Source organism: Burkholderia territorii (assembly GCF_902833055.1).
Classification (GTDB): domain Bacteria; phylum Pseudomonadota; class Gammaproteobacteria; order Burkholderiales; family Burkholderiaceae; genus Burkholderia; species Burkholderia territorii.
On sequence record NZ_CADFEJ010000026.1, the window covers coordinates 45,927 to 61,739 of the forward strand.

Consider the following 15,813-nt stretch of genomic DNA (forward strand, 5'->3'; position numbering starts at 1 on the left):
GATCGGCAGCGCCGCGGCCGCCGCGCCCCGGTAACATGCTACCGGGCCAACTTCCGGCTTCCGGGGCGCCTTCGCGCGCCCGACATTGTCGGCAAAACGTAAGCATCCATGTCCATACAACGACTATCCACGTACGCACGCCGGATCGCGCTGTTCGCACTGCTGCAGTTCGCGGCGATCGCCGCCGCGTCGGCGTTTCCGACGGCCGCGTCCGCGCCGGGCGCGAGCGGCGTCGGCGCCCCCGTGCCGGCGATTTCGCTCGGCGAGGCCGTTGCGCAACTCAAGCAGATGCAGGTGCAACAGGACCGCATCAAGCAGCAGACGTCGAACGCGACCAACAGCAAGGAGCTCGACGAGCTCGCCGAAGCAACCCAGGAGCTGAGCGCCGACGTCGACAAGCTGCAGAGCCAGCTCGCGCCGCAACGCACGCAGGTCCAGGCGCAGCTCGACGTGCTCGGCCCGCCGCCGGCTCCGGGCGCATCGCCCGAAACACCCGCCGTCGAACAGCAACGGGCGACGTTGAACGCACGCAAGGCGCAGATCGACGCGGCGCTGAAGCAGGCCGCCGACCAGAAGACCAACCTCGCGAACCTGAACGACCAGTTCTCGAAGCTGCACCGCAGCCTGTTGAAGAACCAGCTCGCGTTCCGCTCCGGCAGCATCTTCGGCGCGCAGTTCTGGATGCCGCTGTTCCATCTGTCGCCGGACGACGTGCAGCGGCTCGACGATTTCAACGACGAACTGCGCGACATGCTGCGCTCGTCCTGGACGCCCGGCCAGCGCGCGCTCACCACGTTGCTGATGATCGCCGCGTTCGCGGTCTGGCTCGGCGGCCGCCGCATCGTCGAACGCGGGCTCGCATGGTTCTGCCTGAACCGCCTGCCGCCCACCCGGCTGCGCCGCAGCGCGCTGGCGCTGGCGACGGCGTTCTCGACGCTGCTCGCGACCGCGGTCGCCGTCCAGATCCTCTATCTCGCGCTCGCCCGCCACGCCGAACTCACGTCGTCGATGACGGATCTGTGGGACCAGTTCGCGAAGCTCGCCGTGACCTGCGCGCTGATTGCCGGCCTCGGCCGCGCGCTGCTCTGCACGAAGCATCCGTCGTGGCGCCTGCCCGCGCTCGCCGATCCCGTCGCGCTCGCGATGAAGCCGTTCCCCGGTGTGCTGGCCGCGCTGCTGTTGATGTCCGGCACGCTCGAATCGATCAACCGGATCGTCGACACCAGCCTGTCCGTCACGCTGTTCGGTCGCGGCATCGTCTCGCTCGTCGTCGCGCTGACCGTCGGCGCGTCGATCCTGCGCGCGAATCGCGTACGCAGCGCGCTTGCGGCGTCCGGCGAGTCGCCCGAGGATCGTTCGACGCTCGCGGGGCTCATCCATGCGGGCGTCACGCTGGCGATCGTCGTGTCGCTCGGCGCGCTGCTGATCGGCTACATCACCGTCGCACGCTTCATCACGTACGAGCTCGTGTGGTTCGAGATCGTGCTGTGCAGCGTCTACATCATGACGCAGCTGACGCGCGACGCGAGCGAGAGCCTGTTCTCCGCGAACCTGTCGACCGGCAAGCAGATCAAGCACCTGTTCGCGCTCGACGACCGGCATCTCGACCAGGCGCACACCGTCGTGTCCGGCCTCGGCACGAGCCTGCTGATGCTGGTCGCAGCGATCGCGTTGCTGACGGGCGGCTTCGGCACGACGCCGAGCGACCTGCTCGACAGTGCGCTCGCGATGATCGGCGGCCAGCGGCTGCAGAGCCTGAACATCATGCCGGACCGGATCATGAACGCGGTGATCGGGTTCGCGATCGGCTTCTACCTGCTGCGCTCGGTGCGCCGCTGGCTCGATGGCGAGTTCATGCCGGCGCTCGGCATGGATGCGGGAATGCGCGTGTCGCTCATCACGCTGTTCACCAACGTCGGCTACGTGCTGCTCGTGCTGATGACGCTGGGCCTGCTCGGCGTCAGATGGAGCAATCTCGCGTGGATCGTCAGCGCGCTGTCGGTCGGTATCGGCTTCGGCCTCCAGGAGATCGTGAAGAACTTCGTGTCGGGGCTGATCCTGCTGACCGAGCGTCCCGTCAAGGTGGGCGACATGGTCAGCATCGCGGGTGTGGAAGGCGACATCCGCCGCATCAACGTGCGCGCGACCGAGATCCAGCTCAGCGACCGCTCGACCGTGATCGTGCCGAACTCGCAGCTGATCTCGCAGAACGTGCGCAACGTGACGATGGGCAACAGCACGCAGGGCGTCGCGACGTTGATGCTGACGTTCCCGCTGAACACCGACCCGGAGCAGGTGCGCGACCTGCTGCTCGATGCCTATCGCGAGCATCCGGCGATTCTCGAAAAACCGGCGCCGTCGGTCACGTTCAGCCAGCTGGCGCCCGACGGGATCACGCTGAGCGTCACGGGCTACGTGGCGAGCCCGCGGATCGCGAGCTCGACGAAGAGTGACCTGCTGTTCGAGATCCTGAAGCAGTTGCGGGCGGCGCAGATCACGCTGTCGACCCCGCAGATGCTGGTCGTGCAGAACATGCCGGCCAGCGACGGAGCGACCCGGCACGAATGAAGACGTGACCGGGGGGGCGCGGATCGGGCATCGCCGCGCGCGCATCGTCGAAAACGACACGGGCCGGTTACCGCTTTCGCGGCAACCGGCCCGTTTTCATTCGACGGTCAACGCGCCCTTGCGGGCGCCTCCGTCACACGTCGAACTTCACGCCCTGCGCCAGCGGCAGCTGGCGGCTGTAGTTGATCGTGTTCGTCGCGCGGCGCATGTATGCCTTCCATGCATCCGAACCCGACTCGCGGCCGCCGCCCGTTTCCTTCTCGCCGCCGAATGCGCCGCCAATCTCCGCGCCGCTCGTGCCGATGTTCACGTTGACGATCCCGCAATCGCTGCCCGCCGCCGACATGAACTGCTCGGCCTCGCGCATGTCGTTGGTGAAGATCGCCGACGACAGGCCCTGCGGCACCGCGTTGTGCACCTCGATCGCATCCTCGAAGTTGTCGTAGACCATCACGTAGAGAATCGGCGCGAACGTCTCGCGCTCGACCACCGCCGATTGCTTCGGCATCCGCACGATGGCCGGACGCACGTAGTACGCATCGGCGTGGCCGACGTCGACTCGCTCGCCGCCCTTCACTTCGCCGCCCTGCTCGCGCGCATCGGCCAGCGCCTTCTGCATCGCGTCGAACGACGCACGGTCGACCAGCGGGCCGACGAGCGTGCCTTCCTCGAGCGGGTTGCCGACCTTCACCGATGCGTAGGCCTTCTCGATGCGCGGCAGCAGCTGGTCGACGATGCTGCGATGCACGATCAGGCGGCGCAGCGTCGTGCAACGCTGGCCTGCCGTGCCGACCGCCGCGAACGTAACCGCACGCACGACGAGGTCGAGGTCGGCGCTCGGCGCGACGATCATCCCGTTGTTGCCGCCAAGCTCGAGGATACCGCGCGCGAGACGCTGGCTCAGCACCTTCGCGACTTCCTGACCCATCCGCACGCTGCCCGTCGCGCTCACGACCGGCACCTTCCGCGACGAGGTCAGCACCTCGCCCACGTCGCGCATGCCGAGCACGAGCTGGCTCAGGCCTTGCGGCGCGACGCCGGGATGCGTCTTGTCGAATTCGCGCAGCGCCTTGGCGAGCAACTGATGACATGCGATCGCGGTGAGCGGCGTCTTTTCCGACGGCTTCCACACGACCGAATCGCCGCAGACGAACGCGAGCGCGGCATTCCACGCCCACACCGCGACCGGGAAGTTGAACGCCGAAATCACGCCGCACACGCCGATCGGATGCCACGTCTCCATCATCCGGTGGCCGGGGCGCTCGGATGCGATGGTCAGGCCGTAAAGCTGGCGCGACAGGCCGACCGCGAAGTCGCAGATGTCGATCATTTCCTGCACTTCGCCGAGGCCTTCCGACGTGATCTTGCCCGCTTCGAGCGTGACGAGGCGGCCGAGCTCGGCCTTGTGCTCGCGCAGCACGTTGCCGAACACGCGCACGAACTCGCCGCGCACCGGCGCCGGCACCGTGCGCCACTTGAGGAATGCGTCGTGCGCGGCGTCGATCTTGCGCTCGGCGTCGGCGGGCGAGTCGACCGCCAGCGTCGCGAGCGTCGCGCCGTCGAGCGGCGAACGCGCGGTCAGCGCGTTGCCTTTCCACTGGGCGAGATCGATGTCGAGCGCAGCAAGAATGTCGTTGAATTGCATCACTTCCTCTTCAGGGACAGATTGATCGGTGCGGCGGCGACGCCGCCCGCGTGATTCGATTGGAGCGCGTTCGCGCGCCCTGTGCAAGCGGATGTGCGGCTCGGCAGGCCCGGCGCGCCGTGTGGCGCATCGCCCGGTGCCGCCGCCGGAAACCCCGGCCGGGCGGCACGCCGCGGCCTCGCGAGGCACGATCCATGAGACACATTGTCGGCGGCCACAAGTCGGCCCGCTATTGATATTAACTCACGACTTCATTCCGAAAACGCAACATCCGGGCAGCACGAATCCCCGTGTTTCGGCATCGGCGCGCGACCTGTCCAGCGCTGGCAGCCGGCGCGCCGAAGAGCTTTCGATGCGCCGCAGGTTGATGACAAAGTTGCATCACCCAGTGCGGAAATATCGTTTGCCGCGCTTGCGGGCCGCACACACAATCGGGTGGCGTCGAGGTGTACCGCACCCGGCGCACCGACGGCCGTCCAGCAACGGCCGCACGACAGACGAAGGCGACACGCGTCGCGGCCCGCTGCACCGGCAGGTCGGGATCAAGCCCGCAAAGCCGTGCCGCGCTGCCCGCCCGGCGACACGTCGCCCCTTCGTCGCCAAAAAACAATCCGGAGACAGCGCTCAGCACCCGCCATGCATTCAGATGCCCGCCCCGACTCGCCCCGTCCGTCCGGCTCGCCGCCCGCGAAGCCGTCCCTTCACCGCGCGCTGCAGGCACGCCATCTGCGGATGATCGCGATCGGCGGCTCGATCGGCACGGGCCTGTTCGTCGCGTCCGGCGCGTCGATCTCGCAAGCCGGCCCCGGCGGCGCGATGCTCGCTTACATGCTGATCGGCCTGATGGTCTACTTCCTGATGACGAGCCTCGGCGAAATGGCCGCGTTCATGCCGGTCTCGGGCTCGTTCGCGACCTACGGCGCGAAATTCGTCGACGAGGGCTTCGGCTTCGCGCTCGGCTGGAACTACTGGTACAGCTGGGCCGTGACGCTCGCGGTCGAGCTCGTCGCCGCGCAGCTCGTGATGCACTACTGGTTTCCGCATGTGCCGGGCGTCTGGTGGAGCGCGATCTTCCTCGCGCTGATCTTCGCGCTCAATGCGTTGTCGGTACGCGGCTTCGGGGAAGCCGAATACTGGTTCGCGCTGATCAAGGTGCTGACGGTGCTCGCGTTCGTCGGCGTCGGCCTGATGATGATCTTCGGCATCATGCAGGGCGGCCCGAGCGCGGGATGGGGCAACTTCACCATCGGCGACGCGCCCTTCGTGGGCGGTTGGGCAACGATGCTCGGCGTCGCGATGATCGCGGGCTTCTCGTTCCAGGGCACCGAAATGATCGGTGTCGCGGCCGGCGAATCGGAGAATCCGCGCACGACGATCCCGCGCGCGGTCAGCCAGATCTTCTGGCGCATCCTGCTGTTCTACGTATTCGCGATCTTCGTGATCGGCGTGCTGATTCCGTACACCGACCCGAGCCTGCTGAAGAACGACGTGACCGACATCGGCGTGAGCCCGTTTACGCTCGTGTTCCGCCACGCCGGCCTCGCGTTCGCGGCCGGCGTGATGAACGCGGTGATCCTGACGGCCGTGCTGTCGGCCGGCAACTCGGGCATGTATGCGTCGACGCGGATGCTCTACAACCTCGCGGTCGAAGGCCGCGCGCCGAAGCTGTTCGCGAAGCTGTCGGCCGGCGGCGTGCCGCGCAACGCGCTGTACGCGACGACCGCCGTCGGCGCGCTGTGCTTCCTCACATCGCTGTATGGCGACAAGACCGTCTACCTGTGGCTGCTGAACACGTCGGGCATGGCGGGTTTCATCACCTGGCTCGGCATCGCGGTCAGCCATTACCGGTTCCGCAAGGGCTTCCTCAAGCAGGGCTATCGGCTCGACCAGTTGCCGTACCGGTCGAAGTGGTTCCCGTTCGGCCCGCTGTTCGCATTCGCATTGTGCGCGATCGTCGCGCTCGGCCAGGACTACCAGGCGTTCCTCGCCGACAAGATCGACTGGGCCGGCATCGCCGCAACCTACATCGGCCTGCCGTTCTTCCTCGCGATCTGGCTCGGCTACGCGCTGGTGCGCAAATGCCGCCTCGTCCGCTACGAGGACATGGAGATCGCGCCGTGGATCGAGCGCAACGCGACAGCCGAAGCGACGCCGAAGGCCGACGCCGGCTATCCGGCCTACGTCGCCGCCCCGGCCAATCCGACGCCGGGCGCCTGACGGCCGGCCGTGCAACGGCCGCCGCCCGGCCGCCGCGGCCGTCGCGCTGAAATCCCCATTCGACGCGGCGCGCGCGTTCAGGCAAGATCGACGCGCGCCGTCCGCTTTTCCGCCGTTACGAGTCACAAAAAACGCATGCAGAACTTCTACGAAGCCACCGTTACCCGCCAGCCCTACCCGCAACTGACCGGCACGATCGACACGCAGGTCTGCATCGTCGGCGGCGGCCTCGCAGGCCTGTGCACGGCACTGGGCCTCGTCGAGCGCGGCGTGCGGGATGTCGTCGTGCTCGACGGCGAACGGGTCGGCTTCGGCGCGTCGGGCCGCAACGGCGGCTTCGTGTTCGGCGGCTACAGCCTCGACAACGCGGACCTGTTGCGCACGCTCGGCCGCGACGAAGGCCGCCGCCTGTACCGGCTCACCGTCGACGCGGTCGACCTGATCCGCGCGCGGATCGCTCGCTACGGAATCGACTGCGACATCGTCGACGAGGGCGTGATGCTCGCGAACTGGTTCGACGATCCGTCGCGGCTCGACGGCGTGCGCACGCTGATGAAGCAGGAATTCAACGTCGACTGGGAACCGGTCGCGACCGACGCGCTGCGTGCGCGGCTGAAGACACGGCGCTATTACGGCGGCCTGTTCGAGCCGAACGCATTTCACTTCCATCCGCTCAAGTACGTGCTCGGCGTCGCGGCGGCCGCGTCGCGCGGCGGCGCACGCGTGTACGAACGCTCGGCGGCACTCGGCATCGCGCGCGAAGGCGCCGGCTACGTCGTGCGCACGGCGCAGGGCACGGTGCGCGCGAAGGACGTCGTGTTCGCCGGCGGCGGCTATGCGCGCGGCGTGTCGCCGCGCATCGAGCGCGCGGTGCTGCCGATCGCGACCTACGTGATCGCGACCGAACCGCTCGGCACGCGCCTGCCGGACGCGATCGACGCGCCGTACGCGATCTACGACACGCGTTTCGCGTTCGACTACTACCGTCCGCTGAAGGACACGCGGATTCTGTGGGGCGGCCGGATCTCGGTGCTCGATCGCGGCCCGGACGCGATCGCGCGGCTGCTGCGACGCGACCTGCTGCGCGTGTATCCGCAGCTCGACGGCGTGAAGGTCGAATACGCGTGGGGCGGCCTGATGAGCTACGCGCGGCACAAGATGCCGCAGATCGGCCGCGACGCGGACGGCGTCTGGCATGCGATCGCATTCGGCGGCCACGGGATGGCGCCGACCACCGTCGCCGGCGAAGCGCTCGCCGCCGCGCTGGCCGGGGAGCGGCCCGTGCCGGAAGGCTTCGCCGCATTCGGGCTCACGCGCACGTTCGGGCTCGCGGGGCTCGCCGCTGCGCAGCTCACGTACACCGCGTACCAGGCCCGCGACGCGCTCGCGGCGTGCCGGCGCTGAGCGGCGTCAGCGGCCCGAATCGCCCGGCCGATTAGAGCGAAAGGTCGGCCGGGCGGCCATTTCCCGCATGCTAGAATGGTTTCTTCATGCCGCCGCGAACCCACAACAAAGTCACATGAAAGCTGGAAGCAAGGCCGCCACGTCCGAAAGCCGAGCGCTTGCCCCCGATGCGCGGCGCAAATACGATCCCGAGCAAACCAAGCGCAACATCCTCGATGTCGCCACGCAGGAGTTTTCCGCGATGGGCCTCGCCGGTGCGCGCGTCGACGCGATCGCCGAGCGCACGAACACGACGAAGCGGATGCTCTACTACTACTTCGAAAGCAAGGAAGGCCTGTACGAGGCCGTGCTGGAGAAGGTGTACGGCGACATCCGCGCGCTCGAGCAGGAGCTGCACGTCGGCGACATGGAGCCGCGCGAAGGCATGCGCCGGCTGGTCGAATTCACGTTCGACTATCACGACAAGCACCGCGACTTCGTCCGCCTCGTGTCGATCGAGAACATCCACGGCGCGAAGTATCTCGAGCAGCTGAAGTCGTTCAAGACCAGCAACGTCAGGATCATCAAGACGCTCGAGGAGCTGCTCGAGCGCGGCGCGGCGAGCGGCGCGTTCCGCAAGGATATCGATGCATTCGACCTGCATCTGCTGATCAGCTCGTTCTGCTTCCATCGCGTGTCGAACCGCTATACGTTCGGCGCCGCGTTCGGCCGCGATCCGTCGGCGCCGCGGCTGCGCGCGCGGCATCGCGAAACGATCACCGACTCCGTGCTGCGCTACGTCGCCGCGTAGGCACACAGCGCGATTCCTCCCCACGCCGGCTCGCGAGCATTCACTCGCCGTCCGGCACACATCCGAACATCGCCGCGCCGCCTGCGACCGGCATGAGCCAGCCGCACGCGGCGCGCTTCTTCAGGCCACACGCCGCGCGTGCATCCCGGGCGCGTCCGTCGGCACGGTCGACGCCAGCGCGATCCGCGCCTTCTCTTCCGGGCTTCCCGCCACGTAATATTTCTTCGCCCAGCTCGAATCCGGCGCGAGCGCGAGCTGCCGCTGCGCACCGTCGCCGCGCCGTTTCGTCTCGATCGACAGCGCCCGCGCGCGGTAGTGCTCGTACAGCCGCAGGAATTCGGCGAGATAGATCGCGGCGATCCGCGCGTCGCGAATCTCGAGCAGGTTCTCGTCGTTGTACTGCTCGGAATTGCGGCTCATGTTCGCCGAGCCCGTATAGACGATCGGGTTCGCGCCTTCCGCATCGATCACGATGAACTTGTGATGGATCACGACCGGCGGATAGGCCGGTGCCGGCTCGCCCGGAAAGAGACGCAGTTCCGGCTCGAAGCCCTTCGGCACCGTCGCCGGCGAAAAATACGCGGCATCGATCACGTCGCGCCGATCGCGCTGGCGATGGTAAAGCTCGAGGTTCGCGAGCGTCGCCGCATCGAGCGACTGCCCGGCGTGCTGCGCGGCATCGGCCTTCGTCGCACTGCCGACGTTGATGCGGTTCACCAGGCCGAACATCATCAGGCCGCGGTCGCCGGCTGCGAAGCATGCGTCGCGCAGTGCGGCATCGATCGGCATGAACAGGCAGAACGACACCGAATGCTTCGCGGCCGCGATCGCGGCGACGATCGTATCGATCTCGGTGCGCTGCCCTGCCGGCTCCGGAGAAAACGCGACGCGCACCTGCGCGCTGCCGACCGTGATCGGCGCCGACCAGCCCGCCGACAACTTCGCCGTCTCCGCGATCGTCGGATTCGCGGCCAGCGCGTGCGCACGCGCGTTGTACAGCGCCGCGAGCGCCGGCGAATCGAACGCGTGCAGCACGTTCGCCTGCTCCGTCAGCCCTTCCGTCGTGAAGTTCGCGGAACCGGTCAGCACGCGCGCAGGCGTCACCGCGGTGGACGCATTCGCCGGTGCGTCGGTCACGATGAACTTGTCGTGCATGATGTGCGTCCGGTCGCGCGGCGCGAGCGTCGCGAGGCCCTGCAGCGCATCGACGGCCGGCTGGTTCGGCGACGGCAACGGCGGCTTGCCCTTGCGCGCGGTCGCGTGCGCGTCGTAGACGATCGCGAGCGACGCTTCGCCATGCTGCCGCCCGAACGCCTCGAATGCGGGCAGCGCCCACAGCGTGTCCGTCAGGTGATAGACGGCCGACACCGCCCGCGACGCGGGGTCGAGCATCGCCGCGAACACCTGTTCCATGTCGTTCGCGAGCCACGTGCGCAGCTTCAGCGCCTGCTCCGCACTCGGCGCCGCATCCGGCGCGAGGCCCAGTGCCGCGACCTGCTTCGCGAACGCCTGCGAGCTCACGACCGCACGGTTGAACCACGTGCCGACACCGTCCACGACGTGCGCGGGCAGCACGACCTCGCACACGCCGGCCTGCCCGTCGAGCACCTGCAGGTTCTCCGGCGTGCCGACGACCGGATAGACGTCATAGCGGAACGACGCATTGCGATCCTGCGGATCGATGCGCGCGTCCCACCACATGAATTTCTGGATCGGCGCCTGGTCGGTCGGCGCGTCGCCCTGCGTGTCGGCGGCCGGACCGTCGAACGTGAGCCGGTTCGGCAGCCAGCTGTTCGGTGCCCGCGTCTTGCCGTCGGCCGACCAGAACCCCGGCGTGCGCCGGATCGCGAAGCCGAGGAAGTCCGTGCGCGACGCCGCGTCGGGCCAGTCGAAGGCCAGCAGGACCAGGGTCGGAGAAAGATAACTGCGTACGCTGACGGTCATTCGTTGCTCCTGCCGGACGCGCCGGTCGAGATGAATGAGTCAGTGTTGACGGCGGTTTTTCCCGCGCGATGACGGTTCGATGAACCTTGTATGTCGGACCTGCGTCAGTCGCACACGAGCAACTCGATGCCGCGTGCCGTCAGCGCGCGGCGCACGGCCTTGTCCGGCGCGCGCTCGGTGACGAGGTAGCGTGCGGCCGACGTGCCGTTGATCCGCACCGGCGTCACGCGGCCGAACTTCGAGTGATCGGCGACGATGATCGCCGTGCCGGCCGCCGCGATCATCCGGCTGCGCACTTCGGCGGCGAGCCGCGAGTAGTCGGTGCAGTCGCCGTCGGCCGTGATGCCGCCCGCGCCGACGAACGCGAAATCGACATGGTATTGCGCGAGCTGCTGGATCGTATCGAGCCCGAACGTCGCATCCTCGTCGTCGGACAGCTCGCCGCCGAGCAGCGTCACGCGATTGCCGTTGCGCCGCGCGAGCACGAACGCCGTGCGCCAGTCGTTCGTGTAGATCGACAACCGGTGGCGGTCGGCCAGCGCGAGCGCGACCGCATGCGGCGTGCTGCCCGAATCGATCAGCACCGAAGCGTCGTCCGGTACGAATTCGGCCGCGCGCCGCCCGATCGTGCGCTTCGCTTCGGCGTTGGCCGCTTCACGCTCCGACAGGCTCGGCTCGCGGCGGTCCGCCGCCAGCGCGCCGCCATGCGTCATCACGAGCAGGCCGCGCGCCGCGAGCGCGTTCAGGTCGCGCCGGACCGTCTCGCGCGACACGTCGAGCGAGCGCACGAGTTCGGCAACCGACAGCGCGCCCGATCGCCCGAGTTCCGACAGAATGTATTGATGACGTTGTTCCGCCAGCATCGCAATGCGCCCGAGGCGACTGGTAATGGGTAAGCTGACCATTGTATTACGGCCGTTTGACCGTCATTTGACGGCGACGCGGCAGGCGGCCGGCGCGTTTCGAGAAAGCGAAATTCTGTATTGCCCGATGCGCGTGAATCGGCACGGCAAGCGGTTGCTACACTCTGCGCTTCGCCGAACGACAGACCATCAGGGGGCTTGCGAATGTATCGCAAAGGCAGTGTGCTCGAAATCCAGTTTTCGCCGGAACGGCTCAACGACGGAGCGGGCGATCCATACTGGATCGACCTGACGCTCGACGAGGCGCGCCGTTTGTACGAACAGCTCGCCGCGCGCTTCGCGACCGACGCACGCGCGAACCAGCCGCTCGACACGTTCTCGCTCGATTGATCGCCCTTTCGTTTCGTGCGCCGCGGCGCGTTTTCATGCCGCGGCGCCTTCATCTGGCCGGCCGGTAAGCGAACGGCGGGCGCGCCGCCGTACCTGCAGCGCATCCCGCACGCGACCAATACGCCGCGCGTGGCCGCTGCACCCGCCACGCGCGAGTGCAGAATCCGACAAGACGGCGGCACCGCTTCGCCCGATACTGACCGACTTCACGATTCGTCCGGCCGTATCGAGGCCCGCCCCGCATGTTTTCCTCGCTCGTCGCCGCGGCTTTCGTCGCGCTGTGGTCCACCGGTTTCATCGTCGCACGGGCAATCAAGCCCTACGCCGATCCGAACCTGTTCCTGCTCGCACGATTCGCGGGCACGGCGGCGCTGTTCGGCGCGGTGGCGCTCGCCGCGCGTGCGCCGTGGCCGGCCCGCCGCGAATGGCCGCGCCACCTGATCGCCGGCGCGCTGCTGCAAGGCGTCTATCTCGGCGCGAGCTACTGGGCCGTCGCGCAGGGGCTGAATGCGGGCGTGATGGCACTGCTCGGCGCGCTGCAGCCGCTCGCCACCGCCGTGCTCGCGGTGCCGCTGTTCAACGAGCGCCTGCCCGCGCGCGGCTGGCTCGGGATGGCGCTCGGGCTCGCGGGCGTCGCGCTCGTGCTCGCGCCGAAGGTCGCGGGCGGTGTCGCGCCGCCGCCGGGCGCGGCGCCCGCGTGGTTCGTCGTGGCCGTGTCGATCCTGTCGGTCGGCTCGATCACCGCCGGCTCGCTGTATCAGAAGGGCAAGCTCGCGCAGAACGACCTGCGCACCGCCGTCGCCGTGCAGAACCTCGGCGCGGCGATCGTCGCGGCCGTCTTCGTCGTGCTGCTGCACGAAACGCGCTGGATCGGCGCACCGGCGCTGTGGATCTCGCTCGTGTGGGGCGTCGTGTTCCTGTCCGGCGGCGCGGTCACGATGCTGATGTGGATGCTGCGGCGCGGCAACGCCGCGCGCGCGACGTCGCTGCTGTTCCTCGCGCCGCCGCTCGCCGCGCTGCAGGGCTACCTGCTGTTCGGCGAAACGCTCGCTGCCGTGCAGCTCGCCGGCTTCGGGCTTGCGCTGGCGGGCGTCGTGCTCGCACGGCGCTGACGCGGGCGAACGCAAACGGGGAGCGCCCCTGCCGTGCATCGAAACGGCGCATCCGCGTGCCCGCCGGCGTCCGCCGCCCCGCACGCTGCCCCATGACGATGCAGCCCGTCTCGCCGATGCAACGCGCAATCGCCGGATCGCATGCCCGGCGCGGCGCCGGACCGCGATTGCGCTTATGATGGGCGCCTTGCATTTCGTTCCGGAACCACGCTCCATGACATCCGCCGATTACGCCAGCCGCCAACGCGCGATCATTGCCGAACTGAACGTCGCCCCGCAATTCGACGTCGATGCCGAAATCGCCCGCCGCATCGATTTCCTCGCGCAGTACCTTCGTTCGACCGGCCTGCGGACCTACGTGCTCGGCATCAGCGGCGGCGTCGATTCGTCGACGGCCGGGCGGCTCGCGCAACTCGCGGTCGAAAAGCTGCGCGGCGAAGGCTACGACGCCCGCTTCATCGCGATGCGTTTGCCCAACGGCGTGCAGAACGACGAAGCCGATGCGCAGCGCGCGCTCGCGTTCGTGCGCGCGGACGAGACGTTCACGGTCGACGTGAAGCCCGCCGCCGACGCGATGCTCGCATCGCTCGTCGCGTCCGGCCACGCGTTCGAAAACCCGGCACAGCAGGACTTCGTGCACGGCAACATCAAGGCACGCGAGCGCATGATCGCGCAATATGCGGTCGCCGGCGCGCGGCGCGGCATCGTGATCGGCACCGATCACGCGGCCGAATCGCTGATGGGTTTCTTCACGAAATTCGGCGACGGCGGCGCGGACGTGCTGCCGCTCGCCGGCCTGAGCAAGCGCCGCGTGCGGGCAATCGCCCGCGCGCTCGGCGGCGACGAACTGATCGTGATGAAGGTGCCGACGGCTGACCTCGAGGAACTGCGCCCGCTGCGCCCCGACGAGCACGCGTATGGCGTCACCTACGACGAGATCGACGACTTCCTCGAAGGCAAGCCCGTCGCCGACAGCGTGTACGAAACGGTGCTGCGCTTCTACGACGGCTCGCGCCACAAGCGCGCGCTGCCTTACACGCCGTTCGACTGGCCGGCCGCGTAAGCCCGGCCCGGCGCCGCCACCCATGCCGTGCCGCGCGAACCCGGGCGGGTACGCGCGGCACGTGCACGACGGGCAACGCTACGCGTGCCCGCCCGCCTTCTTTGCCTGCAGTGCGCGAATCCGCATCCGCGCGCCCGTATCGCTGACCGTCGCGTCGTACATCGTCGCGAGGTCGCGCTTGAGCGCGGTGCGCGAACCGCCGTCGAGATACACCATGTGCCCCGACGGATAAAAACGCGCGGACAGGTTCTGCCGCACCTTCTGATCCTCGAGCGGCATCTGCTGCAGGTCGATCACGGTCTGATAGAACGGCGTGACAAAATCGTAGAGGCCGTTCGCCGACAGCACCTTCAGGTCGACGTTGAGCGCCATCACGGCGGCAAGATCGCCGGCCGTGTAGAGGATCACGTTCCCCTTGGCATCGACGCCCTGCTGCGCGCCGGTCGGGTCGATATGGCTGAAGTCCCAGTTCTGGAACGCCTGGTCGTTCAGGTCCGTGAACGCGGAATTCGACGTGAACTTCAGCTGCTCGTTCAGGTAGCTGTTCCACATCGCCGTGTAGACGCCCGTCACGGCCGTCATCGTCGGATCGTTGCCGCCCGAGTTCGGGTCGATCTTGCCGGCGATACCCGACGAGATCCCGGTCACGCGGCCGTCGTACGAACCGAGCGCCAGCCCCTGCGCATGCAGCAGCGTCGTGAGGAACAGCGAATTGCCACGCGGGTCGTAGCCCGCGATATCGAGCCCCCAGGTCTGCAGCGTCGCGGTGTCGATGCCCGTGTACGCCGACAGCTTGCGCACGGTGGCCGGATCGGCATGCGGGACGTTGCGCAACGCGGTCAGGTAGTCGGTACGCGCGAACTGCGCGACTTCCTCGACGAACGCGCCGAGATCGGCCGGCGCGGGCGTGATGCCGAGCTTCTTGTGATACCACGCATCGGCCGCGGCGGTCGGCAGCGCGCCGACCGGGTTGCCGGCCTGCCGGTAGTCGAGGATCGACGACTGCAGCGTGACGCCGTTCAGGTCGACGCCGTCTTCGTGCAGCTTGTACGCGAGCACGCAGCTGCGCGCGGTGCCGTACGACTCGCCGAACAGGTATTTCGGCGAATTCCAGCGGTTGTTCTTCGTCAGGTAGCGCTTGATGAACTGCTTGAGCGAATTCGCATCCTGGTCGACGCCCCAGAAATCGCGGTTCCGGTTCGGCGCGACGGCCGCCGAATAGCCGGTGCCGACCGGGTTGATGAACACCAGGTCGCTATGGTCGATCATGCTGTCCGGATTGTCTTCGATCTGGTACGGCGCGGGCGGCGTGAACCCCGGCATCGACGTCTTGATGCGCTTCGGCGCGAACGAGCCGAGCAGCACGAACACCGACGACGATCCGGGCCCGCCGTTGTAGAAGAACGTGACGGGCCGCGTTTCCTCCTTCGCGCCGTCGGCCGTGAACGCGACGTAGAAGAGCTTCGCGGCCGGCTGCGAGCTGCTCGGATCGACCGTCACGAGATGGCCGGCCGTCGCCGTGTACGCGATGCGCTTGCCGTCGATCAGGATCGTGTGATGCGTGATCGCGGCCGCCTCGGTCGTGTCGGTCACCGAGTCGTCGGGGCCGTTGCCGTACGCGACCGGATCGAAGAACGGCTGGTCACGGCCGTGGCTCAGCGCGACCGGATTGACGGTCGGCGGCACGCCATGAGAATTGTGGTCGCCGTGATGCAGCGGATACACGCCGCCGGAAGATGCGGAATCGATGCCCATCGTGCTGCTCCTGGAGGTGAAAAAAGACGCGGGCAGGACACCCGCGTCACATGGAAAGGCCT

11 protein-coding genes are annotated in these 15,813 nt (G+C 68.0%); 7 read left to right on the top strand and 4 right to left on the bottom strand.

From position 1 onward, the window contains the following. Window positions 1-108 precede the first annotated feature (108 nt). Window positions 109-2,568 carry a DUF3772 domain-containing protein gene (locus HW466_RS28070; protein WP_151006320.1) on the top strand — a complete coding sequence of 820 codons (2,460 nt, stop codon included), beginning with the start codon at window positions 109-111 and terminating at the stop codon, window positions 2,566-2,568. Window positions 2,569-2,701: 133 nt separating this feature from the next. Here the strand turns inward: HW466_RS28070 and amaB are convergent, their stop codons facing one another. Further along, window positions 2,702-4,213: an L-piperidine-6-carboxylate dehydrogenase gene (amaB, locus tag HW466_RS28075; RefSeq protein ID WP_059447117.1), complete on the bottom strand. Its 1,512-nt coding sequence runs from the start codon at window positions 4,211-4,213 to the stop codon at window positions 2,702-2,704. 636 nt (window positions 4,214-4,849) lie between these two features. On the opposite strand from amaB, the gene HW466_RS28080 reads away from it, so the two are divergent. The 3 genes from HW466_RS28080 to HW466_RS28090 all read left to right on the top strand — a co-directional run bounded on the left by HW466_RS28080 (window position 4,850) and on the right by HW466_RS28090 (window position 8,624). Then, complete coding sequence (locus HW466_RS28080; protein ID WP_151006643.1) at window positions 4,850-6,430, top strand: amino acid permease; 1,581 nt, start codon at window positions 4,850-4,852, stop codon at window positions 6,428-6,430. 135 nt (window positions 6,431-6,565) lie between these two features. Further along, the gene (locus tag HW466_RS28085) at window positions 6,566-7,834 is read left to right on the top strand and encodes an NAD(P)/FAD-dependent oxidoreductase (RefSeq protein ID WP_059450149.1); all 1,269 of its coding nucleotides are present in this window, start codon (window positions 6,566-6,568) and stop codon (window positions 7,832-7,834) included. Window positions 7,835-7,949: 115 nt separating this feature from the next. Further along, window positions 7,950-8,624 (top strand): TetR/AcrR family transcriptional regulator, encoded by a 675-nt coding sequence (locus HW466_RS28090; protein ID WP_059450150.1) that lies wholly within the window; start codon window positions 7,950-7,952, stop codon window positions 8,622-8,624. A 120-nt stretch (window positions 8,625-8,744) separates the two neighbouring features. Here HW466_RS28090 and HW466_RS28095 read toward each other — a convergent pair whose 3' ends face one another. Together HW466_RS28095 and HW466_RS28100 are read right to left on the bottom strand one after the other, a co-directional pair. Continuing rightward, complete coding sequence (locus HW466_RS28095) at window positions 8,745-10,568, bottom strand: phospholipase D-like domain-containing protein (RefSeq protein ID WP_151006280.1); 1,824 nt, start codon at window positions 10,566-10,568, stop codon at window positions 8,745-8,747. A 104-nt stretch (window positions 10,569-10,672) separates the two neighbouring features. After that, window positions 10,673-11,431 (bottom strand): DeoR/GlpR family DNA-binding transcription regulator, encoded by a 759-nt coding sequence (locus tag HW466_RS28100; RefSeq protein ID WP_059464547.1) that lies wholly within the window; start codon window positions 11,429-11,431, stop codon window positions 10,673-10,675. A 204-nt stretch (window positions 11,432-11,635) separates the two neighbouring features. Here HW466_RS28100 and HW466_RS28105 point away from each other — a divergent pair, with 204 nt between their 5' ends. The 3 genes from HW466_RS28105 (at window position 11,636) to nadE (ending at window position 13,996) form a co-directional block, all read left to right on the top strand. Continuing rightward, a complete protein-coding gene (locus tag HW466_RS28105) occupies window positions 11,636-11,821 on the top strand; it encodes a hypothetical protein (protein WP_006752380.1) in 186 nt (61 codons plus the stop codon). A gap of 242 nt (window positions 11,822-12,063) precedes the next feature. Continuing rightward, window positions 12,064-12,933: a DMT family transporter gene (locus HW466_RS28110; RefSeq protein WP_059501729.1), complete on the top strand. Its 870-nt coding sequence runs from the start codon at window positions 12,064-12,066 to the stop codon at window positions 12,931-12,933. A gap of 214 nt (window positions 12,934-13,147) precedes the next feature. After that, on the top strand, window positions 13,148-13,996 hold the full coding sequence (gene nadE, locus HW466_RS28115; protein ID WP_059450154.1) for an ammonia-dependent NAD(+) synthetase: 849 nt from the start codon (window positions 13,148-13,150) through the stop codon (window positions 13,994-13,996). A gap of 78 nt (window positions 13,997-14,074) precedes the next feature. Here nadE and HW466_RS28120 read toward each other — a convergent pair whose 3' ends face one another. Continuing rightward, entirely contained in the window at window positions 14,075-15,751 is a 1,677-nt protein-coding gene (locus HW466_RS28120; protein ID WP_151006427.1) for a S10 family peptidase, read from the bottom strand. Between the last annotated feature and the right edge of the window lie 62 nt (window positions 15,752-15,813).